The sequence below is a fragment of the Echinicola strongylocentroti genome (assembly GCF_003260975.1).
Lineage (GTDB): Bacteria > Bacteroidota > Bacteroidia > Cytophagales > Cyclobacteriaceae > Echinicola > Echinicola strongylocentroti.
Genome location: NZ_CP030041.1, coordinates 3,086,955 through 3,112,241 on the forward strand (window position 1 = coordinate 3,086,955; position 25,287 = coordinate 3,112,241).

Consider the following 25,287-nt stretch of genomic DNA (forward strand, 5'->3'; position numbering starts at 1 on the left):
TAGTTATTTCATTTAAGTAGATCATGCAAAACAAAGGGATCATTGTGTTTTTGACAGTGATTGTTACAGCATTGTGCTTGTACTATCTGTCATTTACCTACGTATCGAGTACTGTCCAAGAGGACGCGATTGCCTATGCCACAGACGCAGACGGCAATCTTGATTTCGCAAAGAAGCAATCTTACCTGGATTCGGTCTGGCGTGAGCCGGTGTATAACTTCCTAGGAATAGAATATACCTTTAAGGAAGTAAAAGAAACCGAGCTTGGGCTAGGACTGGACCTTCAAGGGGGTATGCACGTTACCTTGGCTGTTTCTCCGGTGGAGATTGTAAAAGGACTTGCCGGAAACAGCAAAAACGAAGCATTCAATGCCGCTGTGGACGAAGCAGAAGAATTGGGCAGAACTTCCAACGAGAAGTTTGTAGACCTTTTCTATAGCGCTTGGAAAGAAAAGTCTGGCAACAAACAACTGAACACCGTCTATGCTACTGCTGCCAATCGTGGCAGGATTTCGCTGGAATCTTCCGATAGTGAAATCCTCGGCATTATCGATGAAGAGGTAGAAAATGCCATTGACCGTTCTTTTAATATCCTGAGAACGCGTATCGACCGTTTTGGTACTTCCCAACCAAACATCCAGCGGATCCAAGGAACTGGCCGAATCCAAATCGAGCTGCCAGGAGTGGATAACCAAGAGCGGGTAAGGAACCTCCTCCAAGGAGTAGCAAAGCTACAGTTTTGGAGAGTGGCCGAAATCAACGAATATGGTGATGCCCTACAACGCATCAATGCGGCATTGGTCGCTGAGGCCAAAGCCAACAAATCTTCTACTTCCGTAACAGCAGACGAAGATGCTACCGGTGCGGAGTCGGATACCACTAAGACCTCTTTGGAGCAGCAATTGGCTGAAGGAAGTGGTGAGACAGATTCACTTTCTTCAGAAGTGTCTCCCTTATTTTCTCTATTGAAGGCCAATTATGGCCTAGTGTACGATGTGAAGGACACCGTGGCGATCAATAGAATCCTGAACAGGGAAGATATCAAACCGTTGATTCCACGTGGGCTGACCTTTATGTGGTCTGTGAAGCCTCGTGAGGTAGATGGTGAAGAGCTGTTGGAGCTTCATGCCATGGAGACTCCACGAGGTACCGATCAGGCGCCATTGGAGGGTGATGTGATCACCGATGCCAAGCAAGTACTTGACCAAAGCTCCAATCCTGCAGTAAGCATGAGCATGAATGCAGATGGTGCGAGAAAATGGAGAAAAATGACTGCCGAAAATATTGGCAGAAGAATAGCTGTCGTACTTGACAATTATGTCTATACAGCACCCAACATCCTAGGTGAAATCCCTAGTGGACAGTCTGAAATTACCGGTAACTTTACCATGGAAGAAGCCAAAGATTTGGCCAATATCCTAAAGTCAGGTACACTTCCAGCACCAACAAAAATCGTAGAAGAAGCGATCATAGGTCCCACATTGGGTAAGGAGGCACAGTCCCAAGGTATCAATTCCATGGTAGCCGGTCTGGTGATCGTGGTATTGTTCATGATTGCCTATTATGCCAAAGGTGGTTTTGTAGCCATTGCGGCATTGGTGTTCAATATCTTCTTTATCCTAGGGATTCTTGCCCAGTTGGGAACGGCACTCACCTTGCCAGGTATCGCCGGTATTGTATTGACAATCGGTATGTCTATCGATGCCAATGTACTGATCTTCGAAAGGATCAAAGAAGAACTCGCTGCTGGAGCTGGTTTGCTACAGGCGATTTCCAGTGGTTATAACAAGGCATTCAGTGCCATCCTTGATTCCAACGTAACGACCTTCTTGACAGGTGCCATTCTATACGCCCTTGGTCAAGGCCCTGTAAAAGGTTTTGCGATCGTATTGATGATCGGTATTGCTTCCTCTTTCTTCTCTTCTGTATTCATCACGAGAGTGATCGTATACTGGATGAGCAAAAAAGGTGAGCAGAGCAAAATTTCATTTGCTTCTCCATTTGCTAAAAACCTGTTCAGTAACCTGAACATTGACTTCTTGGGCAAGCGAAAAGTAGCGTACCTTATTTCTACAGGTATCATCGTCATTGGTCTTGCCTTTGCTGCGATAAACGGATTGAAATTTGGCGTGGATTTTACTGGTGGTAGATCATATATTGTAGAATTTGCCGAGCCAGTGGCTGCCTCTGAGCTAAAAACCGGTTTGGATAAGTCCTTTGATGGATCAGTGGAAGCCAAAACTTACGGCTCCAACAACGTGGTAAAGATCACCACATCTTATCTGATCAATGATGATTCTGATGAAGCCAATAGCGAAGTGGCCACTAAAGTACGCGAAGGAATTGCCAGTGTGACTGGGCTTAGCTTTGTCGGAGATGTGACGCAGCTCAATGACAGTAACTTTGCGATCACCGGCTCTTCCAAGGTCGGGGCCACAGTGGCAGACGATATCAAAAACTCTTCTTTGGAGGCGATGTTCTTTGCCTTGGTTGCTATCTTCTTGTACATCCTCTTGAGGTTCCGTAAATGGCAATATTCCTTGGCTTCCATCATTGCGTTAGGACACGATACCTTGTTTGTGGTGGCGGCTTTTGCGATTGCCAGCGCCTTTGGAGCTACTTTTGAGATCGACCAAGTATTTATCGCGGCAATGCTTACCGTAATCGGTTATTCCATAAATGATACCGTGATTGTGTTTGACCGTATTCGGGAAAATATCTCCAACCGCGGTACTTCCAAGTTGGTAAAAATGTTCAACGATGCCATTAACCAAACTATGGCCAGAACATTGATCACTTCATTCACTACTATGATCGTAGTGATCGTATTGCTGATCTTTGGTGGTGAAGTGTTGAGAGGATTCTCTTTTGCCCTATTTGTAGGGGTATTGGTGGGTACTTACTCATCTATTTATATCGCTACGCCGATCGTAGTAGATCTAATGAAAAGGGAGATTGCCCAAGAAAAAGAAGAAGGCCAAAAAGTAACTTAATCGAGTTATCGACTTTCAAGATTTTTAGAGCACCCTGTCTATTGACGGGGTGCTTTTATTTTTGACTATATTGAACCCGGAATATGCATTAGCCTATCTGTTGCGGACTGATCCGCCGCGGCGGACAAAATCAGCCGTTTCACTTTAGTTTTCGGTATAACCGTAGCGGTGCTACGCTAATACCTCCAAACTAACTGATTTTCTTGCAATTTCAGCTCTCACTACGATTCCTAACGCATAATCCGGGTTGAAGCCGATAGAGGAGTGAAGCCACCTTTACTTTGGAGAGGAAATTATTTCGTCATACTTCTCTGCGTGGCGGCAGACCATGGCCGTCAGGCTAACGTATGTAAGGTGATGAAAACCTATATCCTTATTGATCGCTGTCTTATTCACAAATGGTCTAGGGGGATTTCAAACCCCCATTATTTTGGTTCGCGATTACAAATCCCGAACAGCAAAATGCTCGCCGCGGCGAGTTGCCACACCCTTTTCCAACCCCCATCCTCCTAAAAAGGGTATGACGTTTTTAATTTGGATGTCTTTGTATACAGCAAGGACATCGTTCTAGTCAAGGAGTAATGTAGGATGGCAGGGCGTACGAATCAGCTAAAAAATACCATGATTAGGGTATTTCCTCCTAAACCCTGAACGCTTAACTTAGTATATTGAAAAAATCACTATTTGATGTCATCCGGAGTTGTTGCTTTGGGTGTTAATGTAGGGAGAATTTTATGAGTCAAATCGCATATTTAGGAGTCATTCTTTGTAGTTTGGTAGGAGGAGTGATCTGCTATTTCTATAACAAGCCAACTTACAAGTCTACCCATAAGCTACTACTGATTACTCTTTTGTTTGTGTTTTTGTTGGAAGCAGTAGGAGAGTATACGGCGAGTAAACAAATCAACAACCTATTGCTTTACAATGTTTGTTGGATCTATATTGAGTCCTATCTCATCGTGTATTATTTTGCCTTACTGGAGCATAGGAAGAAGCTGAAGAGACTGTATTTTGTTCTTTTCGGGGTATCGTTGATTTGGGGAGGATATAATTCACTATTTATCCAGCCGATTTCAGGTGTCTTCCAATATTACAGTTTGCTCCCCATGGGCTTGCTTATCTTAGGCCTGTGTGCAAGATTTTTCTACAGTGTCGTACGTTTGGAAAAATACCCGCAATCCGATTTGCTAAGTATCCCACATTTATGGATTGTGGCATTTATAACCTTCTTTTATGCAGAGGCCCTTACCTTGTTTGGGTTTATGGAGTTTTATGCTGCTGCCCATATTGAGATAGTCATAGCTTGGACAAAGCTGAACAGGATTATAGCGGGAGTGATGTATCTTTCTTTTGGGCTGGCTTTTTATACGCCACATCTATTTGAGGAAAAGTATGCCTGATAAGGTGGATTGCCATGGTTAATTATTTAAAGAAATGATATAATTTCGGATTCTAGTTATTTATCACCTATAAACATTATAAAAAATGAAGGACAAGAACAAGCTAACCAAAAAACAGTTTAAAGCAGTAACGAGCAAGTACAAAAATGAAGTGGGCAGTGGCAAGCCAGGTTTGGGTGTGAAGGGTGAGATCACCGACCAAACCCGTTGGATCTGGTTTGAGAGAGAACTTATCGAGAAAGTACTGAAACAAACCGATGAGACTACTGGAGGCATCAAGTTTTATTTTGGAGAATATGATGAGAGTTTCTCAGAATCTTTGGGAGAAGAATATGTAGGTAGAATGATGCTGGCAATGGTGCCTTGTAATGAAGCAGACTTGGATAAGAAGGCTGCTGATGTCGAGCGTTTGGAGGCCGTAGCCCTTACCGAAGATGATGAAGAAGAGGAAGATGCCGAAAATGGAGGAAGGCTCTGTCCACCCCATTGTTAATCTGCCACTCACCATTGTGGGTTTATCGATCTTTAGAAGTGGATTGCCTGTTTCGGGCAATTCACTGTTTTAGTCGGATTCATTCATTTTCAACATCCATTTTTTATGGGGTTTAGCGTTTATCTAATTAGCATACTCTTGGGCTTAATTACCTGTGCAGGAGTTTTTTTCTTTCGTGATCTACAAGTAAAAAGCACCTCTTACAAATTGCTTTTTGTACTATTGCTTACCGTATTGGTATTTGAATATGTAGCCAATTATTTGGTAGAAAGCCATCACCTAACAAATTTGGTGGTGTATAATGTTTTTTTTGTCTATGTGGAGACCATTTTCATTGTCCTGTATTTTTATCGGCTTATGACCCAAAAGGGCAAAAGATTGATCAAAATCGGATTGATTGGTTTTTTGGTGATAGGTGGGGTTAACAGTTTGTATTTTCAGAGTATTACCGAAAAATTCCAAAATATCAGCTTTGGAGTAGCGGTATTGCTGATCTTGTCGTGCTGCATTTGGTTTTTTTTCGACATTTTCCGTCTCAAGCGGTATCAAGATATAAATATCCTCTCCGTTCCAGAATTTTGGATTACGACCTCGATCCTGTTTTTCTATAGTTCGGGTTTTGTGTACTTTATGCCCATTAGGTATTTTGATACCATGGAGATGCAGTTGCTTGAATTGCTTGGCAACATAAATCGTTTTTTGGCTGGCTTGATGTATCTTATATTTGGGTTTGCTTTTTATGCCCCCTTGATATTTAAAAACGAGTGATATGAATTATGAGCCTACCCAGATATTTTTTATCGTTTTCAGCGGCATTATCCTAATGCTCCTGATGAGCGGTTTTATTATCGTGATGGTATTGCTCCATCGCCAGCAGCAGCTGCGCAATCGTCAAAAAATGGAGAGCCTCAAGGCGGAGTATGAAAAGACCATGCTAAAGGTAGAGAAAGAAATCCAGGACCAGACACTTTCCTTTATCGGCCAAGAGCTTCATGATAATCTTGGCCAAATATTGTCCTTGACCAAATTGACACTGAACAGCCCGGATGAAGAGAGCTACTCAGAGGGCAAGCGATTGATAAACCATGCCATCAAGGAAGTGCGCAGTCTATCAAAACGCCTAAACCTGGACTGGGTCAAGGAGGTAAAATTGCAGGATTTCATCAGCGGAGAGCTCCAAAAGATAGAGAAATCAGGTTATTGTAAGACCCAGTTTGAAACGGATGAGATTACCATTACGCTGGATCAGGACAAAAAACTCGTGCTGATACGTATTATCCAGGAATCCCTGAACAACATCATGAAACATGCTGAGCCATCGATGATTGTTATTTCCCTGCGGCAAGAAAAGGGCACGCTGAGCGTAACGGTCAAAGACAATGGCAAAGGGTTTGATGTAGCGGACAAATCCAAAGGAATGGGGCTTCACAACTTAAAATCGCGTATCGAGACCATCGGTGGTGAGCTGATGCTTTCGTCTATCATTGGAATAGGCACAGAAATCAAACTTTTATTGCCGTTTGAATAGATAAAACTTAACTTAGAAGTCGCAAACACCCTTGATTAGTATAAATCGATAACCACTAGTGCAGTTTTCCGGGCAGACTTTGGGAATGGAGGCTGTGATTTCCTATGAGCGGCAAGTTTGTAAAATAGATTCTAAGAGACCTCACCAACAGAAAGATGATTCGCGTAGTTTTAGCCGACGACCATAAAATGTTTGCCAAAGGCATAGCCAACCTTCTCGAAAAGGAGGAGGATATCCAAGTAATCGGGGTCTTTAACAATGGAAAGGACCTAGTGGAATTTTTAAAAAAGCAATCGGTGGACTTGATCCTTACCGATATGAATATGCCAGGAATGGATGGTCTGGCGGCCATCCAGCAGATCAGGAAGAATAAAATCCAGTCAAAAGTAGTGGTGCTGTCCATGTACGATGATGAGGACATTTTCAAAAAGTGCCAAAAGCAAGGAGTGGATGGCTATGTGCTAAAGGACGCCGATCCGGATGAATTGGTGTATACCATCAGGGAAGTCATCAATGGCCACCATGTGATGCATTTTCAGCGCGTGCTTAAGCAAGTGGATGAAGACCAATATTATGATTCCTTCAAACAGAAATTCAAACTTTCCCGCAGGGAGCTACAAATACTATCACTGATCAAAGATGGACATAGCAACCAGTCCATTGCAGATGACCTCTTCCTGAGCATCTACACCGTAGAAACCCATAGAAAAAATATTCATCATAAACTAGGCGTAAACACAGTGGTAGAGCTGATGAAGAAGGCCTTGGAAATGAACTTATAAATGACACAGCCCCTCAAAACAGGACTCGTAGGATTTGGGAAAGTCGCCCAGACCATGCATGCTCCATTGATCCATCAGGAGCCTTTGCTCGACCTTACAGCAGTGGTGGAAAGACACCGAGAAGCATCCAAGGAAAAGTATCCGGAGGTTACCGTGTATAAGAGCCTTGAAGAGCTACTGGACAAGGCAGAGGTAGACCTTATCGTGATATGTACCCCAAATGAACAGCATTTTCCCCAAGCTAAGATGGCCTTAGAGGCAGGAAAGCATGTCGTGGTGGATAAGCCTATCACCGTCACTTCTGCAGAAGCAGAAACCCTCCAAGCTGTAGCCCAAGAGCAAGGAAAGCTGCTTTCGGTCTTCCAAAACCGGCGATGGGATGGGGATTTTATGACCATCAGCAAATTATTGAACGAGGGTGTTTTGGGAAATATAGTACATTTTGAGTCGCATTTTGATCGATTCAGACCTGAGCCCAACGACAACTGGAGGGAGAAAGATGTACCTGGAAGCGGAATACTTTACGACTTGGGTGCCCATCTGATCGATCAGGCACTTTTATTATTTGGTAAGCCTTCTTGGGTATATGCAGAAATCCTCCAACAGCGCAAAGCGGTAGCGGCAGATGATTTTTTCGATCTTACATTGATGTATCCAGAAACAAAGGTGAGGCTGACTGCGAGTATATTGATGAATGCACCACTTCCCAAATTTCTGGTTCTTGGAGACAAAGGAAGTTTTAGTAAGTACGGATTGGATGTGCAGGAGGCAGCTTTCAAAGCAGGTGTTTTACCGGGAAGTGAAGATTGGGGCGTAGAGGATGCAGATGCTTATGGTAAGGTTTTTCTGGAGGGGGAGAGTTTTCCCTATCCCACTGAAAATGGCAATTATTTGGCCTATTATGAAAATATCGCCCAAGCTATCAGGGGTGTCGCGCCGCTAAAGGTAAGCCCAAGAGAAGCTATCGAAACGCTTAAGATCATAGAGGCTGCCCGACAAAGCCATGCTGAAGGCAAAAGGATTTATTTATAGCTGTGAAGAGACTTTACGTGGGTAGTTGATTTTCAATGGATCAGCTGGGTGGTTGGAGGAGCTTTTTATAGATGTATTTCCAGTCCGCCCTCTGTCAAAGAAGCTTTATACACTTCCAAATCTCCACAACTGCCACCAGAAGCAAGGCGGCCCGTTTTCAGATCAAAACGATAGGAGTGTAATGGACAGATAATTTCTTCGTGTCCATTGATATGGCCATCTTTCAAGAGCGCTCCACGATGTGGACAATGTTGTTCGAAGGCAAATACATTTTCACCATTTCTTACAACGCATACTTTTTTTGCTCCGAGTTGGGTGATTTTGATATTTCCTTCCGGCAACATTCCTTTTGCCTCTTCTTTTGACTTTCCCAGCGTAAATTTGCCCATTTTGATTGGTTTTTTTGATAGTTAGGTTTTTTTCATTGTACCATTAGTATAAAAAGTACCAAAGTTTCTTAAATTAAGAAAGGGTACTTGGTGAAATTTGTAAATTAGTGGTGTATTAACAAAATGTCAATCATGAAAAAGTTATTTCTATTTCCTTTCCTGTTGTTGGTAGTGAATGTGTTTGCCCAAGATTTAGATGGGGCGTGGAAGTTGACCCACTTGAATGGTGACCAGGTCACAGAGGAGGAATGGGTCAAGATATACCAGGACGGTTATTTTGCTTTCGGGGCAAAGACAGCCGATACGACGCATCATTTTATAGGTGCCGGAGGCGGTGTATATGAAAAGGATGGAGAGAATGGCTATTCGGAAACATTTGATTTCCATACCAAAGATCCTGAAAAAATAGGAACTACGACAGCGTACAATATGGACTTTGTCGGAGAAAAAATGGTGCTTACTTATAATCAAAAGGGCAGTAACGTTATTGAAATCTGGGAGAAAATATCCGATCGCGATGATGATTTGAATGGTACTTGGGTCATTACTGGCCGTAAGAGGGACGGTGAGCTCCGAACGATGACTCCGGGAGCCAGGCGTACTGTCAAGATTCTCGGAGGAGGTCGTTTTCAATGGATAGCCTTTAATTCTGAAACAAAAGAATTTAGCGGTACTGGAGGAGGTAACTATACGGCACAAAATGGAAAGTATACTGAGTATATTGAGTTTTTCAGTCGTGATGACAGCCGGGTAGGAGCTTCTCTAGGTTTTGATTATGAAGTAAAGGATGGAGAATGGCATCACAGCGGATTGAGCTCCAAGGGTGACCCGATTTACGAGATCTGGTCCAACTATCGTGATGCATATTTGGAACAGAATGAAGACATAAAAGACCAAAAATGACATTATTTAACGCTTCATACATGACTTTTGTCATGTTGCGTAGTTTTGAGTAGCCTACGTTGCAGGAATGATCCAGAAGTTCGCCTATCTTTCAATCATTAAGTACGATACTTTTTTGAAGTAGCGCTTGATACTAATGAAAACGTTGATTACTTCTTTTGGAGAATTTACGATCACCATGATGAGAATTATGGAATGCTTAACAGGCCATTAGTAATTTTTTGGAGATCAAGATGCAGGATAGGTTACAAGTCTCCCAGATAAGCGTTATTCTTTTTTTGGTCTATGGAAAAGCCCCTGATAGGTAACAGGGGCTTTTTTCTTGCCTTATTTTTAACCTGAGTGATTATCCCGGATTATGCGTTGGGAATCGTAGTGAGAGCTGAAAGTGCAAAAAAATCAGTTAGTTTGGAGGCATTAGCGTAGCACCGCTACGGTTATGCCGAAAACTAAAGTGAAACGACTGATTTTGAAGCAGTTTCAGGTCACAACACCTGTGCGCCGTGGCGTAGATAGGCTAATGCATATTCCGGGATTATAAATCTCATTCATCCTTTAATCTGCTGACATTGCCTTCTTCGATGTGGAAGTAGGCAATGTCTGCATTGATATCTTGCATGATTTTTTTGGTACGCTCGGGACGGGCATCTGTTATGAATAGTTGGCCAAACGCATGATCGGCTACCAGGTCCATCATCTTGCCAATCCGAAAATCATCCAGCTTATCAAAAATATCATCCAGCAATAGCAGAGGCTTGGTCCCCGTCTCCTCCTTAAAAACCTGAAACTGCGCAAGCTTGAGCGCGATCAGAAAGGACTTTTGCTGGCCTTGGGAGCCAAATTTCTTAAGAGGATAGCCGTCAATGGTGAACACAAAATCATCCTTATGAATACCCGCATTGGTACGTTTTAGTAGGAGGTCTTTTTTTAAACAGTTGTGGAAGTGGTTTTCAAAGTCTGATTGACGGACCTGGCTTTCATAGCGGATCGCTACTTGCTCCCGATTGCCCGAGATTTCTTCATAGTGGTGGAGTAAAAAAGGCTTGAAGCGATCAATGAACGCTTCCCGCTCTTGGAAGAGCCATTTGCTTAGCCCAATGAGCTCTAGATCGTAGGGTTCCAAAAGACTTTTGTCCATCCGATCTTGTTCTGCAAATTGTTTGATCAAAGCATTACGTTGCTTAAGAAAGTGCTGATAGCGCATCAGCTGTAGGAGATAATTTTTATCGAGTTGGGAAAGTAAACTGTCAAAGAATTTGCGACGCTCCTCACTACCTTCCTTGATAAGTGTAGTGTCATCCGGAGCGATCATCACTACAGGCAAAAGGCCAACGTGCTCGCTCATTTTGTCATATGCCTTACCATTATTAAGCACCTGTTTTTTCTTTTTGGCTTCGAGGATACATTGGATTTCTACCGTTTTTCCTGCTTTTTCAAAATGGCCTTTCATCGAAAAAAAAGATTGGTCATGCTGGATGTTTTGCATGTCCACTGAATTAAAGGCACTTTTGGTGAGGGAAAGGTAGTGTATCGCATCCAACAGATTGGTTTTGCCACTGCCATTGATGCCTAGAAAGCAATTGATTTCTCCACTGAAAGCCACCTGAGCCTTTTCATAATTTTTGAATTGGATCAATTGAAGGTGCTTTAAATGCATAGTGGACAGTTTGCTTACTGGTGAATAGTACAAATGTAAGGAGAAGTGTGTTTTATGAAAGCACTTTTAATAGGAGTCATGGGGGCTGTTTTGGTCAGTAGGTCCAAAAAAGGCTGAAAACCAATAACTTATTCAGCGTTATCATGGTGTGAAAAAATAATTTAAACTTGCTCTCTCTATTTTTCAAATTAATGAGGTAGTGATTTTCAATATGTTTTTTTCTGATTTAGGCAAAAAATACCTTTTTTTGCTTACTTTAAACATGTTCACCTACAACCACACACTTTGGCTTGGATTTTGAGCCACTATATTTATAATGAAACAATTATTGACTAAAACCTTCTGTTTACTAGTAGTTGGAATGATCCTTTGTGGCTCTTCGGCATGGGCACAGCGTCAAGATGCTGAGGAAATAGCGATTTCTATCAAAGCTGGCTCCAGCAAAGACTTGGCTGTCTACTTCGACAGGAATGTTGAGCTTAGTATTAATGGAAATGAAGGTGATTATTCTAAAAACCAAGCAGAGTTGGTCATAAGGGATTTTTTCAAGAAATTTCCTCCTAGTGATTTTGATATTGTACACAAAGGTTCGTCCGGGAGCCAGATAGAATATTTTATCGGTACTTATGATACTACTGGTACAAAATTCCGTATTTTGATAAAGTGTAAAAAGGAAGGCGGCGGCAGCTCTATTTACTCAATGGACATCACGAAGGAGTAACCGTCCACCAACGCAGCAATTCTGTAAAATCCGCGTGAAGTTGTCTACATGAAGAGGGGCGCTTTGTCGATTTTTCTTATTTTTACGGAGTGAAAGAAAACTACCTAACACGAGAAAATCTAGAGGCTTTTATCCAGTCAGCCTTTAAGGAAGATGTGGGAGAGGGAGACCATTCTACCCTAGCGGCCATTCCCAGAGGAAAGGAAGGCAGTGCACAATTACTCATCAAAGAAAATGGTATCATTGCCGGTTTGGAATTGGCTGAACTCATCTTTCATTCGTATGACAAGGAGCTGGAAGTGCACAGGCTGTTGGAAGATGGTCAGGAAGTAAAAAGCGGGGATATTGGGCTCACGGTGTCAGGGAATGCTGCTTCCATCCTTACGACCGAAAGGCTTGTTCTGAACTGTATGCAGCGCATGAGCGGTATCGCTACCAAGACGAACAAGTTGACACAGCTCATTTCCCATACCAATGCCAAGCTGTTGGACACGCGAAAGACGACGCCAAACTTCCGTATGCTTGAAAAATGGGCCGTGGCGATAGGCGGAGGCGAAAACCATCGCTTCGCACTCTATGATATGGTCATGCTCAAGGATAACCATATTGATTTTGCCGGAGGTATTGAGTCCGCTATATCAGCCACTAAAAAATACCTTAAAGAAAACCTGCTCGACCTTAAAATCGAGATAGAAACAAGAAATCTTGAGGAAGTAAAAGAAGTAGTCTCCTTAGGAGGGGTGGACGTTATCATGCTGGACAATATGGACTATGATATGATGCGGGAGGCAGTAAGGATCATTGACGGAAAAATGCTGACAGAAGCTTCAGGTGGCATTACCGAAGATACACTTGTTGACGTGGCCGAGTGCGGTGTTGATTATATTTCGGTAGGAGCCCTGACCCACCATGTCAAAAGCATGGACATAAGCCTTAAGGCGTATTGATATTTTTCTGGAAACTACGAAAACACCATGAAAGTCGAAAAGCAATTTATACAATGTCTGGTCGTTCACAAACCTGATGAGGGCTACCGGTTGAGTCACCAGATTCACCAAGTATGTGAGGATGCCAAAACTGTGGCCGTTTTGCCCTCTTGGGATGAAGCAATCCAGTATCTCGCAGAGAACGGAAAAGCAGATGTAATTTTTGGAAGCTATGAGCTGACCGATCTCCACCCTTCTGTTTTTGACAAAATGAACAAATTTATCCCTGTGGTGTTTACTTCTTCCAAGCCTTTCGTAACAGAGAAAGCCTTTGCACTCAATTGTCTTGATTTTATCAATGATAATTGCTCAGACGAGCGACTGACCAAGACCTTCCAAAAGTTCAAATTACTTTATCCCAAAGAAAATAATAAGGAAGCCAAGGAAAAGAACGTATCCGCTGATGTTGGTCAATCAAAGAAAACAAGGTTTTTGGTTAAATCCGGTGAACAGCTTTTCCAAAAAAACCAAGAGGATGTAGCCTTCTTTTTGGCTGATGGAGGGCAGACCTACTTAGTGGAAATGATAAGTGGTGAACATTATTTGGTAAGCAACAAACTGATGGACTTGGAAGAACAACTCGATCCCAGCCAGTTTTTTAGAATCAACCGTAGTATCATCATCAACGTAAAAGCCATCGGAGCCATCAAAAAACACCTGAATAGCCGGCTCAAAATAACGCCCAAAGTAGATTTTAACGACGAGATCATCGTCAGCCGCGAGAAGGTAAGTAAGTTCAAAAAATGGGTAAATCAGTAATAGTGGAATAAAGGATCAAGCGGAAAAGGAGGGGGTTGGAGCTAATAGAACGCTGATGGTGCAGATGATTAAGGTTTGCGCTGATTTTTTGCTTAAACTGGAAAAGCCAAGTTGTATAACAAAAGCCCTGAAAGGGCATGACATCCATAGCCATGGGCAAGGCCCATGGTGAACATCAAAAATCATCTCTTTGTTTTCGGCAATCATTTTCCTAGCGCTTATAAATTCACGCTAAAACCCAATACATATCCAACCCGAGTTCAACCCGGATTCAATGCCGTTTAGTTAGTTTGTATCTGGAAAATATGGGTTCTATATTTTTTCCTTGGGCAGTTATTTTTCTAGCTAAATTCCTAGGTGTTTTTCATCCCTTTACCTTTGTTACTTTTTTGCTTCAGGTCAAAAAAGTAACCAAAAAACCCCGCCGCTGTGCATCTATTGGCCTAAAATTAAAACCTCCCCTCATGCAGGCAAACTCCTCCTTTTTAGCAGCCAACATTCTTTTTGGCCAGCATTTCGTCAAACAAGCCTGCCTTTTTGCCCACCCGCTTTTTAATTTCTTAACGCCCAATACCTGCAAGGCGGATTCAGTTAACAAGTCCCAAAAAGGTGTTGTTTCCATATTACGGCCCTTGGTATGCCTGTTTTCCAGCCGATGGTGGAGGCCGTTAAGAAAGGGAGTTGGCTCGCGTCGTGGAACAGCGAGACCCACTGCCTTTTAGGCCGTAGCCATCGGGTGGAAATTAAAATGGGTGACGGATCTCGGTCGCAGGGTAAATCCATGTTCCATTTTAAAAGGCATACCACCGGCCTAGATTTTTTTCTTTCTTTTTTCATCAATGGAAAAAAGGAAAAGGATAAAATCCACCAAGATGCTCCGGTTTCCCCAGCCAAAGTCAATCAAAAAAAGGACTTTTAGGTATATGAAAAGAAGGAAATCCCCTTAACTAAACGGCATTGAGTTAGGAATCGTAGTGAGAGCTGAAATTGCAAGAAAATCAGTTAGTTTGGAGGCATTAGCGTAGCACCGCTACGGTTATGCCGAAAACTAAAGTGAAACGGCTGATTTTGAAGCTGTTTCAGGTCGCAACACCTGTGCGCCGTGGCGTAGATAGGCTAATGCATATTCCGGGTTAAATATTCCCCAAGACCTTATTCAGCAAACTGCAACTTCACCAAATTGGCATAAAATCCGCCTTCCTGTGCGGCCAAATCATCATGGCTACCTTCTTCTACGATTGCTCCATCCTTCATGACATAGATCCGGTCCACTTTACGTATAGTGGCCAATCGGTGGGCAATGACAATCGTCGTACGGTTTTTCATCAATTCGTCCAAGGCTTCCTGCACCAAAGCCTCTGACTCGGCATCCAAGGAGGAGGTGGCTTCATCGAGTATCAAGATGGACGGGTTTTTCAGAATGGCCCGGGCAATGGCGATACGCTGTCGTTGGCCACCTGAGAGTTTGATGCCCCGCTCGCCGACCAAGGTGTCCAAGCCTTCGGGGAATTTACCGATAAACTGCCATGCATTGGCCTTTTGGGCGGCTTCAATGATTTCTTCTTCAGAGGCAGTTGGTTTGGCGTAAGCGATGTTTTCCCGGATACTTCCCCCAAAGAGCAACACTTCTTGGGGAACGATCCCAATATTGGAGCGAAGTTGCTTGAGGTTCCAGTTTTTGATCGGTTTGCCGTCAATGGTGATTTCGCCGAAACTGATCGAGTAAAACTTCATCAAGAGCTGGATGATAGTGGATTTCCCTGCACCCGAATGACCAGCCAAAGCGATCTTATCGCCAGACTTAATGGATAAGTTGACATGCTTCAGCACATCCGCTTCGGGTCTGGTGGGGTAGTTAAAGCTGACATCATTGAAAGCAACATCACCTTTGATCGCCACTTCCTGATAGTCCGCCAAGGATTCTTCTGGGCTTTCGTCCAAGATCTCCAGCACGCGTTCTGACGAGCCGATGGCCTTTTGTACTTGCCCATAAATATCGCCCAATCCAGCAATAGAGCCTCCAATAAAAGTCGTGTACAGCACAAAGGACACCAAGTCACCAATGCTCATTGCGCCAGTGCTTACCATCATGGCACCGTACCACATGACAGCCACGATCCCTCCAAACAAGGCAAAGATGATGAAGGAAATAAAAGCACCTCTAAATCCGGCCGCTTTCAGTGCTACTTTCACCACTCTGTTCAGTCCTTTTTCGTAACGTGCCGCTTCATAGGCTTCCCCGGCAAAGGACTTTACGGTGCTGATGGATTGTAAGGTTTCTTCTACGATGACATTGGCAGAGGCCAGTTCATCTTGGGTTTCTTTGGAGAGTTTTCGGATAAATTTACCAAAAACCATGGCGATGATCACCAAAACCGGGAAAGTGGCCAGCATAAACAGCGTCAACCGTGGAGTGGTCACAAAGAGGAAAACTGTACCCGCCAATAAAGTAATGATCTGCCTAAAGAGCTCCGCCAAGGTGACGGAAAATGTATCCTGCAGCAAACTGACATCAGAGGTAATCCTACTGATGAGTTCACCTGTGCGCCGTCTGTCAAAGAAGCTCATCGGCAGGTGGACCAATCTATCGTAAAGCGAAAGGCGGATATCGCGCATGGACCGCTCACTTACCAAGGCAAACAGCCAAACCCTGAAAAAGGAGAATACACTCTGTACGAATAGGATTCCGACAAGCACCAAGGCGATGGTGTTGATATCCGAAAACATCCATTCCTTGCCCTGGGCCACGTCGATAAGCTTACCGGCGACATACGGAAAGGCCAATAGTGTAAGGCTCGAAAACAACAGGAAGATCAATCCTACCGTGAAAATTCCTTTGTACGGCAAGACAAAATTAAAAATGCCAATCAGCTTACTGAGGTTTTTCTTGTTCAGCTTCCTCTTTTCGTGTTCTTCCAGTGCTTTTTTCTTCTTTGCCATATCAGGTGGGCTACGTGTTCATTTGCGGCTACAAATGTACAAGATTTGGTTTATAAATGATAACGTTCGCTATATCAATAGAAAATGCGGAGCCAGTCGGTAAATGCTGTATGTACCTACGCTCTATTTACCTTTTCGGATGAACAATGCACCAATTCTTTTGAAGAATTTTTTCTCCTTCTCCCAGAAAAAAGAAAACTGGCCAAACAGAAAACCATAGGCCAGCAACATGATCTGGTAAAGTGGTAAGATAAGCAGCAGGTACAATACCGTTTTCCAAAAGCCTCCTGAGGACATATCCACTCCCAATAAATCGAAAATCGGCTGCTTGATAAACAGCACCGTAAATCCCGTACAGGCAAATGCCAAAAGCACCAGTAGAACTTGCCAGATGCTCTTGAGTTGCCATTTTTGTTGGAGTCTTTTCAGGAAGCCTTTTTCATTCATGCTACATTCTCTTCATTTGGACAAGGCAAATTATCCATAATTTAATCAAATGATCAATATACAAATTATATTGGTTCTACTTTACAGGCTAGCCGCATATAAAAAAAATGATTATCCGTGATTTTGTACCTATTGGAGCAATTGCAAAATTTAGGGAGAGCAAAGAGGCAGGCTTGCCTAGCGGTCTAGACAGGTTTGACGAAATGCTGGTCAAAAAGGTGAATGACAGCTGAAGAAGGTTTACCTGACTTTAGATAGGAGGAATTTTGCCTTAAATAAAAAAACCTCCCCGATCACCGGAATACCGGCTCGGGAAGGCTTTTGTTATCATTAAACCATTTTAATCAATAAGAATACCTCGATGGCTCTGCCTCGGGTAGTTTATTTTTTATTCAGCAAGTGGGTCAAAGGTGCCATCGCCGCTAAAGCTATTCCACCCTACAGTTTGCTCGAGATAAGGCGAAGAGCTAAGTACATCTTCATTTAGTCCGATGAAATAATACTCTGGATACCAGCGAAACTCCCAGTTATTATTGGTTGGATCCAAGTCATCTTTGATCTGAACTTCATAATAATTGTCATAGAGGTAATCCAGGTATTCCTCTTCTGTTTCTATACCGTCTGGATATTCCTCAGGAGAACGATCAATAATGGGAACATTGCCATCAGCATCAGCGATCATAGGATCAACTTCACCATTGTATGGATTTCCCGCTTGATCTTTAACCACCACATATATACCCATTCTTCTCATCCCATTGATTGGTTCGAAGCCCAATCTCTGAGCATATCCAAACTCATCGTCCATCAACAACCATCTTCTCAGGTCCCAAAACCTTCTGCCTTCAAAGGCAAACTCTACTTTGCGCTCTTCTATTACTTTTGCAAATGCCTGGTCTTTGCTCAATCCCGACCCCAGACCATAAGTACCGTCAAGGTTCTCTACGCCTGCACGCTCCCTTACTTCCATGATGGCATTCAATCCCTCTTGGATATTACCAATTCCAACGGCAGACTCTGCGATATTCAAGACCACCTCTGCAAATCGGATCTCCATGATATCCGTACCACTAAATGCAAAATTATCTGAGCTAGACGCACTTGGGTTAGTGGACTTTTTCATGTATATCCCACTTGAATTGGTTCCATTGGTTTCCGTAGTTTTGTTGGGAGTTTCATCACCCTCAGCACTGTACCACCTATAGCTCCAGTGTCTATAGTCACCATCTTCATCGTACGGCCAGAAGGCACCATTGAATGCGAAGGTATGGTAAAACCTAGGGTCTCTATTACGGTAGAAATGATTGAGATCATATTCATAGTTTGGCGACTCATCGATCGGGCGTCCATCTGCCATGGGAAAGGAATTGACCAGCTGTATAGTCGGCTCCATCCTGCCATCCCCTCCAAGGTTCCGTGGACGGCAGGCTTTTTCCCAACCATTATTTTTCTTGATTTGATCTGAAGAGGTATCATTAAATCCATAGATCATTACTGCTTCAGGATTATCCACTTCTTCAAACCACATCTTGCCCCAAGCTTCACCGTTTTCAAGGTTTCCTTTTTTGTACAGGCCAAAGCCATTTCCTTCAAGGATACTCCTAGCCTCTATTGAAGCATCATAGGCCATTTGCCATCTGGAAGCATCTTCATTTCTGTTAAATAGTGGGCTGGCCCATGTCACCAAAACACGGCTCTTGAAGGCCGCTGCAGCTCCACTGGTAATCCTGCCCCAGTCGTCTCCAGACCATCTTCCTGGCAATAGCTCCATCGCCATGTCCAGATCTGCCACGATCTGCTCGATACATTCTTTCGTGGTGCTCCTAGGTACTTGGGTCTCATCAGCATCTGCTATAATCGGATTCTGAGGTTCCAATACTAAAGGCACCCCGCCATAAAGCTTCACCAAATCAAAATACTGCCAAGCTCTCCAGAAGTACATTTGGCCCTTTAGTTCATTTCTCAACTCTTCGGGAAGCCCATGTTGGTCAATTTCTGACAAAAAGAGATTAATCTCTTTCATACGGGTCCAGGTATTGTTTCTAATGCTGGTACCCATGCGCTCTCCAAAATATTCCAAGGCGTGGTCTTCCGTAAAGGATATCTGGGAATACTCCTGGTTCAAGGCACTTCTACCAGGCATTTCATCGGTGTTTTTTGAAAACTCAAAACCTCCGAACAAATCCCATATCAAGTTCCTTCCATTATCGCTAGGGGAAAACAGGTAGTAAACATAATCCACATACGCTTGCGCCATATGGGGATCCTGAAAAACCTCTTCGTTCACACCTGTCAGGTCCTGCTTTTCTTCCAAGAAATCATCATTACATCCGGATAGCACCAAAAATCCCAGTGCCAGTGTCCATATATTTTTAAATTTATTCATCGCTCTTTAATTTTTTGGGTTAATAATCAAACTACAGGGAAAGGTTTAGGCCCAAAGAATAGGTTCTTAACACCGGATAATTATCCCATGACCCTCCAACAGAGCTTTTATAGCTGAACGGGTTATAGAAATTCACCGGGTTAAGGATATTAAAATAGATTCTAGCACTGCTGATTTTAAGTTTGTCCGCCACATGCTTGGGAAGACGATAACTCACATCCACATTCCTCATAGCCATTCTGAACCCACTGATTCTCCAAAATTCCGACCTAGGGGTCAAGCTTATGTCCTCCCAGTATGGATTAGGAAACTTGCCTGTTGGATTGAGTTCTGGATCGTAAATATCTCCCCAGAAGGCTGGGACACTTTCATAGGAATCTCCGATTTCTTGTTCCATGGCATCTCTGGCATCATATTCAGACCATCCACCAAACGAACCTGCAATTACTGCATTCAAGCTAAACTGCTTATAACCCAGCTTGATGGTCATGCCATATCCGTAGTGATTGGATTCCCTTTTGGCCAATTGAACTTGGTCGTTATCGTCAATAATCCCATCAGGCTCTGCAAACGTACCATCTGACTGCAATTGGCCCCTCACGTCGCGATAGTAAAGCATCCCGGGCTTAAGCTCATCTACTACAGTACCAAACACCTGGGTGATGTCATATTGCTCGACGTAAGCATCGATATCCTCTTGGCTTTTGAACATTCCCAAGTAGTCCATTCCCCAAACACCCCTATCTGTCGAAGCGTTAGGCTGAGCATTCCATGGATATAAAACATCGATCTCATTGAAGTTGCTGACTTTTACTTTGTTGTCATACCAAGAGAAACGACCATCTATACCGTAACGGAAATCTCCCACTTGGTCATCCCATCCTACAGATAATTCATACCCAAAGAAATCAATTTCACCAAAGTTTTCAGCAGCCACCGTTCCCCCAACAGTTACAGGAACATTTCCTGTACGCTCCATCAAGAGGTTGGTGCCTTTGTTATAAAACGCTTCCACCGTAGCAGAAAGTCGACTATTAAGGAACCTGGCATCTATACCAAAGTTATTTTTGAAATCATCACTCCAAGTTGCATTCCTGTTAGGGGAAGACTCCATCTTCATCCCGATTCCAGCATCGTTATCGCCACCAAATACGGCACCTTTGCCATTTTGGAAAGTATAGCGTTGTCTCCATTGCCAAGCTTTGGTATCATCCTTTCCAAGGAGGCCGGCGGAATACCTAAACTTCAAGAAATCTATCCAAGAGGCCGTAAAAAAGTCTTCATTGGAAATGATCCACCCAGCTGATAAGGAGTAAAATTTACCCCAGTAATTTTCTGGAGCGAATTTGGTAGACGCATCGGATCGGAAAAGAAACTCCGCCAAATATTTATTGGCAAAACTGTAATTCATCCGACCGATATAGCCCAAGGATCCAGATTCAGAGCCTCTGGTCCAACCATCTATTTCACCAAATGCCGAACTAAATTGCCCATTGGTAAAGCTGGCAGGTTCTTCCTTCCTTACCCATTCATTGGAACTCTCTGCCTCAGCACGTTCTATACTGAACAATGCACTGACAGAATGAAGGCCAAAATCATTGGCATAGTTTACTGTAAAATTGGTTTGGGTAGAAATGAAATTGTCATTGGAATAATAAAGCCGGTCCCCATTTTTATATTCCCTGCTTCCTGAAACTTCTGCTCCATCATAAATATGACCATACTCTCCTAATCCATCAAATTGGTACAATGTATACCGCGTACCTACTTGGGTGCCCCTGCTGCTTCCCATGTTTCTGCCATAAGAGATCCTCGCCTTTAAGCCTTCCAAGAAGGGCATTTCATACTCTGCAAACAGGTTTACACTCATATTCATATCGGTATCTGTCGCCAAGTTGTCCAGCTTCTGAATTTCGAAAAAGTGGTAATCACCTGTACCACCATCCGGCAGATCCACGGGATAACCATCGACATAAGGGGGAATATAGCGTGGAGTTAATAACAGGTTCTTATAATCGTTTTCGTCATTTTCACCGCCGATTTTGTTAAAGGTTTTGGTCTTGTCGGAATAATACCCTGCCACTTGCAAGCCTGCCTTGAGCCCATCAGCCACTTCGATATCTGCCCCAGCACGGAAGTTCCATCGATCATAGTCCAGTGTACTCATATTACCTTCTTGGGTGAAGTAAGAAGCACTAGCAAAATAATTGGCCTTAGCTGTTCCTCCACTTACATTTAAGTTATGACGCATGTTAGACGCTGAAGACCACGCTTCTTCTAACCAGTCATAATTGATGGTCCTGAAATGATCAAGCTCGTCCTGTGAAAATACAAACTCCCTAAAATCACCATCATCACTTTCTCCTGAACCATTAGGCCCATTCATTATATTATAGTACATCCCAAAATCATAGGCACTGAGCATTTTGGTTCTATAAGCTTCGTCATTGACACCATAAGAACCACTATAGCTAAATCTTGGCTTTCCATCTCTGCCTCTCTTGGTGGTCACGATGACAGCACCATTAGCACCTCTGGAGCCATAAATAGCAGCTGATGCATCTTTCAAAAATGAAATACTTTTAATCTCAGCAGGATCCAAATTGTTAAATCTAACATTATCATTACTACCATCAGCAGCAATCTGGATCACTCCATCAATCACGTACAGGGGAGAGTTATTTCCACCATCCTTAGAAAAAGACTGAGGATTTCGAATGGTCAGGGAAGCGGCTGTACCTGGACGGGTATTTCCTCCACTTACGCCTACACCCAATACCCTACCTGCCAAGGCTGCACTTAAATTGCCCGTAGGAAGGTCTTGGAATTCTTCTGGATCGATCGTTTCCACCGCACCAGTGAGGTGCTCTTTTTTTACTTCACCATATCCAGTAACGACTACTTCTTCTAAGGCATTATCGTCTAACTCCAAGGAAACGTTTATGACAGATTGGTTACCAACAACCACTTGCTGTTTGGTAAAGCCAATAAAGCTAAACTGCAGCGTAGCTCCTTCTTCTACATCCAGTGAATACTTGCCATCTGCATCCGTAACAGTTCCCTTAGAACTACCTACTACTGTCACTGTGGCTCCTGGGAGCGGGTCACCTTCTTCGTCGGTCACGGTACCGGTGATGGCCACCCTAGCTGCTGCACGGGTTACTTCGGCTTCATTGGTTGCTGCTGCCTTGACGCTGATGCGGTCATTTACCTGCTGGAAGGAAAGCTGGTGCGATCCCGCCAATTGCAGCAGTACACTCTCCAAGCTTTCATTGGCCACATTCAATGTCACTGGAGCCAATTTGCTGACCATTCCCTTGTTGTACACAAAGGAAAAATCCGTCTTGGCCTTCAAGGTCGCCAGCACATCCTCCATAGAGGCATTATTGACATCTAGGCTCACCATAATTTCATTTAGGTCTTTTGGGTCTTGGTCTGCATGCCCCTCAGCATGCAAGGTGCTGATCAAGAACACCTGCATTACAAACCCCACCAGGCATAGCCTGCCCAGGCTGTAAAGGCTGTATAACATTTTCTTCATAATCATTGGTATTTAGGTTAATTGTTAATGCTGTCGTTCGGGCACTTTATGCCCATACCATCAGCTTTTTCATTGGGATAAATTGTTGTATTGGGTTATGTTATCATACTGACGAATGCTATTTAAAATGTATCGAAACCTGTTTGTGATCAATGTTAAAATCAAAATCAAACGAGTAAGAAATGCTCTGAAGCACATTTTCCAGATTATCCCGGTGAAACTCCCCCGAGACCCGTAGCGAGGAAGGCTTTTGTCCTTCCGATTCTATCGTTACACCATACCACCTTTCCAGTGCTTTCATAACATTGGCAAATGGCTGGTCATCAAAATACAATGTCCCTTCTGTCCAAAGCAGCGCCGTGCGAGGGTCAAATTTCCCTTTGGCAAAAGTCCCTGCAGATGCCATTGCCTGCTCCCCCGGATCCAGATAAATTCGGTCTACTTCTGTATCGTCCTTGGGATGTAGCTCCACCTTTACTTTCCCTTCCACCAACTGCACTTGAGCTGCTTCCCCTTCAAAGGCGCTGACATTAAATGCCGTCCCCACCGCCTCGGTCATCAGCTCACCCGTGTACACCCTAAATGGCCGCAAGGAATCTTTGGCCACATCAAAATAGGACTCCCCAATGAGGGTAACATCCCGGTGACTGACCCCGAAATCCGTCCGATACCGAAGTGTACTCGCGGAATTCAGGATCACACTACTTCCGTCAGGCAAGGATACCTTCTTCTTTTCTCCAGGCAGGGCCTCCCGTATTATCCAGGCTACCTCTTCCTTACTTGCCGGTGAAGGCCCGCGGAACACTCCCAGATGGCTGAGAATAACAGCGCTCACCACCATGACCAATAAAATCATCGACACTTTTAACCAAACATATTGGTGGCTCCTGATGAAATAGTGCTCTCTGACCTTACCTTCGAGAGGCTGCTGATCGGGCAAATCAATGGCAGCACTGATCGTATCCAACAGTCTCGCCTGATCAGCCTCCTGCCACTCCTCGCCTTCTTCATTCTCCTCTTCCAGTGCCAGTAATATTTCCTTTGCTTCAAATAACATCGCCGAATCGCCGGGATGGGCCTTCAGCCAATTTTCCCAGAACAAACTCCTCGTATTCCCTTTGCTGAGCACCCAAGTGCGAAAGGAATCATCCTCTAGGAAATCTTCTATATGTCGAAATGATTTGTTCAAAATCTATTGCCCTTTAATCTAAAGGGGAGCATATGGCAAAATTCTCATCACCATTTTGTAAGAAAAATTTGATTTTTGCGGAAAATTTAAAATTTTCACCTCTTCATTAATATTTGTACTGCTCAAACAGGCTACTCATTAAAAAATCACCAACTATTTTGTCTGAAACTGTACACGCTCACGCATAGAAGCCTTGAGCACTTTGATAGATTTAAAGATCAGGTTATACAATGCCTCCACGCTGATCCCCATCATCCCTGAAATTTCCTTATAGGTCAAATTGGCAAAATACCTAAGATAAACCGCCTCCCGTTGTCGCTCTGACAAGTTTCTGATAGCCCTATACAGTTTCTGGTTGGACTCAATTTCACCTTGCTGCGCAATGACACCTTCTAAGTAAGAATCCTCCATCATGTGGCCAGACGCAAAATAATCCATTGGCTCCTGCACTCTCAACCTAGACAGCTTTCTGATAATTTCCCTTCTGAAAGCCGTAAAGAGATAAAACTTAATGGACTGGTCTATGCTGGTAGTTTTACGCTTGTTCCAAAGGTCCAAAAACACATCCTGGATGACATCTTCCACTACTTGCCGGGCAGTAGTAAATTTCTGACCGTATCGAAAAAGATCCTTGGAATACAGGTTAAATGAATAGCCAAAAGCTTTCCTGTCATCCGCCGAAATCAGCTTCCATAATTGCTTGTCATTTAGTCCTTCATAATTCATTGCTTCTGGGTTTTGATTCAGCATGGTCTCTTCTGACCCCATCCTACACTTCAGATCAAGCGGCAAGACTCTTAGTTGAAAGAACTACAGTTCATTGGGTTTTTGTAGCTAATACAAAGTTATTTTCCTCCAATAAAAAACCTCCCTGTACTTACCTGCTGCCACAAGCATGCTTCCGCTTAAATGCAATTTTTTCCAGAAATCATAAAACTTGTAGGTTGCTTCAGCTGATAATCAAGCCCATGGGTGCCAGTGCGGTTCAGGGTTTGTAGCGCTGTTCGGGATTTGTAATCTCGAACTGGGATAATGGGGATTTGAAATTCCCTAGGCCATTTTGTGAATAGCACAGCCATCAATATGGATATAAACTCAGTAGGATTATAAACCTAAAGGAAGCCAAAGGCAGGCTTGTCTA

20 protein-coding genes are annotated in these 25,287 nt (G+C 43.4%); 12 read left to right on the plus strand and 8 right to left on the minus strand.

The features are described from left to right. Positions 1–23: 23 nt before the first annotated feature. From secDF to DN752_RS12035, 7 genes are all read left to right on the plus strand, one after another. Positions 24–2,993, plus strand: a complete 2,970-nt coding sequence (gene secDF, locus DN752_RS12005) for a protein translocase subunit SecDF (RefSeq protein WP_112784166.1) — start codon at positions 24–26, stop codon at positions 2,991–2,993. 734 nt (positions 2,994–3,727) lie between these two features. Next, positions 3,728–4,393: a hypothetical protein gene (locus DN752_RS12010; protein WP_112784167.1), complete on the plus strand. Its 666-nt coding sequence runs from the start codon at positions 3,728–3,730 to the stop codon at positions 4,391–4,393. Positions 4,394–4,478: 85 nt separating this feature from the next. Then, a complete protein-coding gene (locus DN752_RS12015) occupies positions 4,479–4,886 on the plus strand; it encodes a hypothetical protein (RefSeq protein ID WP_112784168.1) in 408 nt (135 codons plus the stop codon). A 207-nt stretch (positions 4,887–5,093) separates the two neighbouring features. Next, positions 5,094–5,654, plus strand: a complete 561-nt coding sequence (locus DN752_RS12020; protein WP_245949520.1) for a hypothetical protein — start codon at positions 5,094–5,096, stop codon at positions 5,652–5,654. 1 nt (position 5,655) lies between these two features. Continuing rightward, on the plus strand, positions 5,656–6,414 hold the full coding sequence (locus DN752_RS12025) for a sensor histidine kinase (protein WP_112784170.1): 759 nt from the start codon (positions 5,656–5,658) through the stop codon (positions 6,412–6,414). 155 nt (positions 6,415–6,569) lie between these two features. Beyond that, positions 6,570–7,196: a response regulator transcription factor gene (locus DN752_RS12030; protein ID WP_112784171.1), complete on the plus strand. Its 627-nt coding sequence runs from the start codon at positions 6,570–6,572 to the stop codon at positions 7,194–7,196. Then, positions 7,197–8,228: an oxidoreductase gene (locus DN752_RS12035; RefSeq protein WP_112784172.1), complete on the plus strand. Its 1,032-nt coding sequence runs from the start codon at positions 7,197–7,199 to the stop codon at positions 8,226–8,228. Between the two features lie 65 nt (positions 8,229–8,293). On the opposite strand, the gene DN752_RS12040 is transcribed toward DN752_RS12035, so the two are convergent. Then, the gene (locus DN752_RS12040) at positions 8,294–8,617 is read right to left on the minus strand and encodes a Rieske (2Fe-2S) protein (RefSeq protein ID WP_112784173.1); all 324 of its coding nucleotides are present in this window, start codon (positions 8,615–8,617) and stop codon (positions 8,294–8,296) included. Between the two features lie 132 nt (positions 8,618–8,749). Here DN752_RS12040 and DN752_RS12045 point away from each other — a divergent pair, with 132 nt between their 5' ends. Further along, positions 8,750–9,520: a hypothetical protein gene (locus tag DN752_RS12045; RefSeq protein ID WP_112784174.1), complete on the plus strand. Its 771-nt coding sequence runs from the start codon at positions 8,750–8,752 to the stop codon at positions 9,518–9,520. A 544-nt stretch (positions 9,521–10,064) separates the two neighbouring features. Here DN752_RS12045 and recF read toward each other — a convergent pair. Then, positions 10,065–11,177 carry a DNA replication/repair protein RecF gene (gene recF / locus DN752_RS12050; protein WP_112784175.1) on the minus strand — a complete coding sequence of 371 codons (1,113 nt, stop codon included), beginning with the start codon at positions 11,175–11,177 and terminating at the stop codon, positions 10,065–10,067. A gap of 316 nt (positions 11,178–11,493) precedes the next feature. On the opposite strand from recF, the gene DN752_RS12055 reads away from it, so the two are divergent. The 4 genes from DN752_RS12055 (at position 11,494) to DN752_RS24485 (ending at position 14,562) form a co-directional block, all read left to right on the plus strand. Beyond that, positions 11,494–11,898 carry a DUF4783 domain-containing protein gene (locus tag DN752_RS12055; protein WP_245949521.1) on the plus strand — a complete coding sequence of 135 codons (405 nt, stop codon included), beginning with the start codon at positions 11,494–11,496 and terminating at the stop codon, positions 11,896–11,898. Between the two features lie 89 nt (positions 11,899–11,987). Beyond that, the gene (gene nadC / locus DN752_RS12060; protein WP_112784177.1) at positions 11,988–12,845 is read left to right on the plus strand and encodes a carboxylating nicotinate-nucleotide diphosphorylase; all 858 of its coding nucleotides are present in this window, start codon (positions 11,988–11,990) and stop codon (positions 12,843–12,845) included. Between the two features lie 27 nt (positions 12,846–12,872). Then, complete coding sequence (locus DN752_RS12065) at positions 12,873–13,643, plus strand: LytR/AlgR family response regulator transcription factor (protein ID WP_112784178.1); 771 nt, start codon at positions 12,873–12,875, stop codon at positions 13,641–13,643. Positions 13,644–14,280: 637 nt separating this feature from the next. Continuing rightward, positions 14,281–14,562, plus strand: a complete 282-nt coding sequence (locus DN752_RS24485; RefSeq protein ID WP_162633202.1) for a hypothetical protein — start codon at positions 14,281–14,283, stop codon at positions 14,560–14,562. 233 nt (positions 14,563–14,795) lie between these two features. Here the strand turns inward: DN752_RS24485 and DN752_RS12075 are convergent, their stop codons facing one another. From DN752_RS12075 to DN752_RS12100, 6 genes are all read right to left on the minus strand, one after another. Further along, complete coding sequence (locus DN752_RS12075; protein ID WP_112784180.1) at positions 14,796–16,583, minus strand: ABC transporter ATP-binding protein; 1,788 nt, start codon at positions 16,581–16,583, stop codon at positions 14,796–14,798. A gap of 123 nt (positions 16,584–16,706) precedes the next feature. Continuing rightward, positions 16,707–17,030: a DUF6787 family protein gene (locus DN752_RS12080; RefSeq protein WP_112784181.1), complete on the minus strand. Its 324-nt coding sequence runs from the start codon at positions 17,028–17,030 to the stop codon at positions 16,707–16,709. A gap of 388 nt (positions 17,031–17,418) precedes the next feature. Continuing rightward, positions 17,419–19,416, minus strand: coding sequence for a RagB/SusD family nutrient uptake outer membrane protein (locus tag DN752_RS12085; protein ID WP_112784182.1), 1,998 nt, complete (start codon positions 19,414–19,416; stop codon positions 17,419–17,421). 31 nt (positions 19,417–19,447) lie between these two features. Continuing rightward, positions 19,448–22,957, minus strand: coding sequence for a TonB-dependent receptor (locus tag DN752_RS12090; RefSeq protein ID WP_112784183.1), 3,510 nt, complete (start codon positions 22,955–22,957; stop codon positions 19,448–19,450). A gap of 118 nt (positions 22,958–23,075) precedes the next feature. Next, positions 23,076–24,146: a FecR family protein gene (locus DN752_RS12095; protein ID WP_112784184.1), complete on the minus strand. Its 1,071-nt coding sequence runs from the start codon at positions 24,144–24,146 to the stop codon at positions 23,076–23,078. 153 nt (positions 24,147–24,299) lie between these two features. Beyond that, positions 24,300–24,872, minus strand: a complete 573-nt coding sequence (locus tag DN752_RS12100) for an RNA polymerase sigma factor (protein ID WP_162633203.1) — start codon at positions 24,870–24,872, stop codon at positions 24,300–24,302. Between the last annotated feature and the right edge of the window lie 415 nt (positions 24,873–25,287).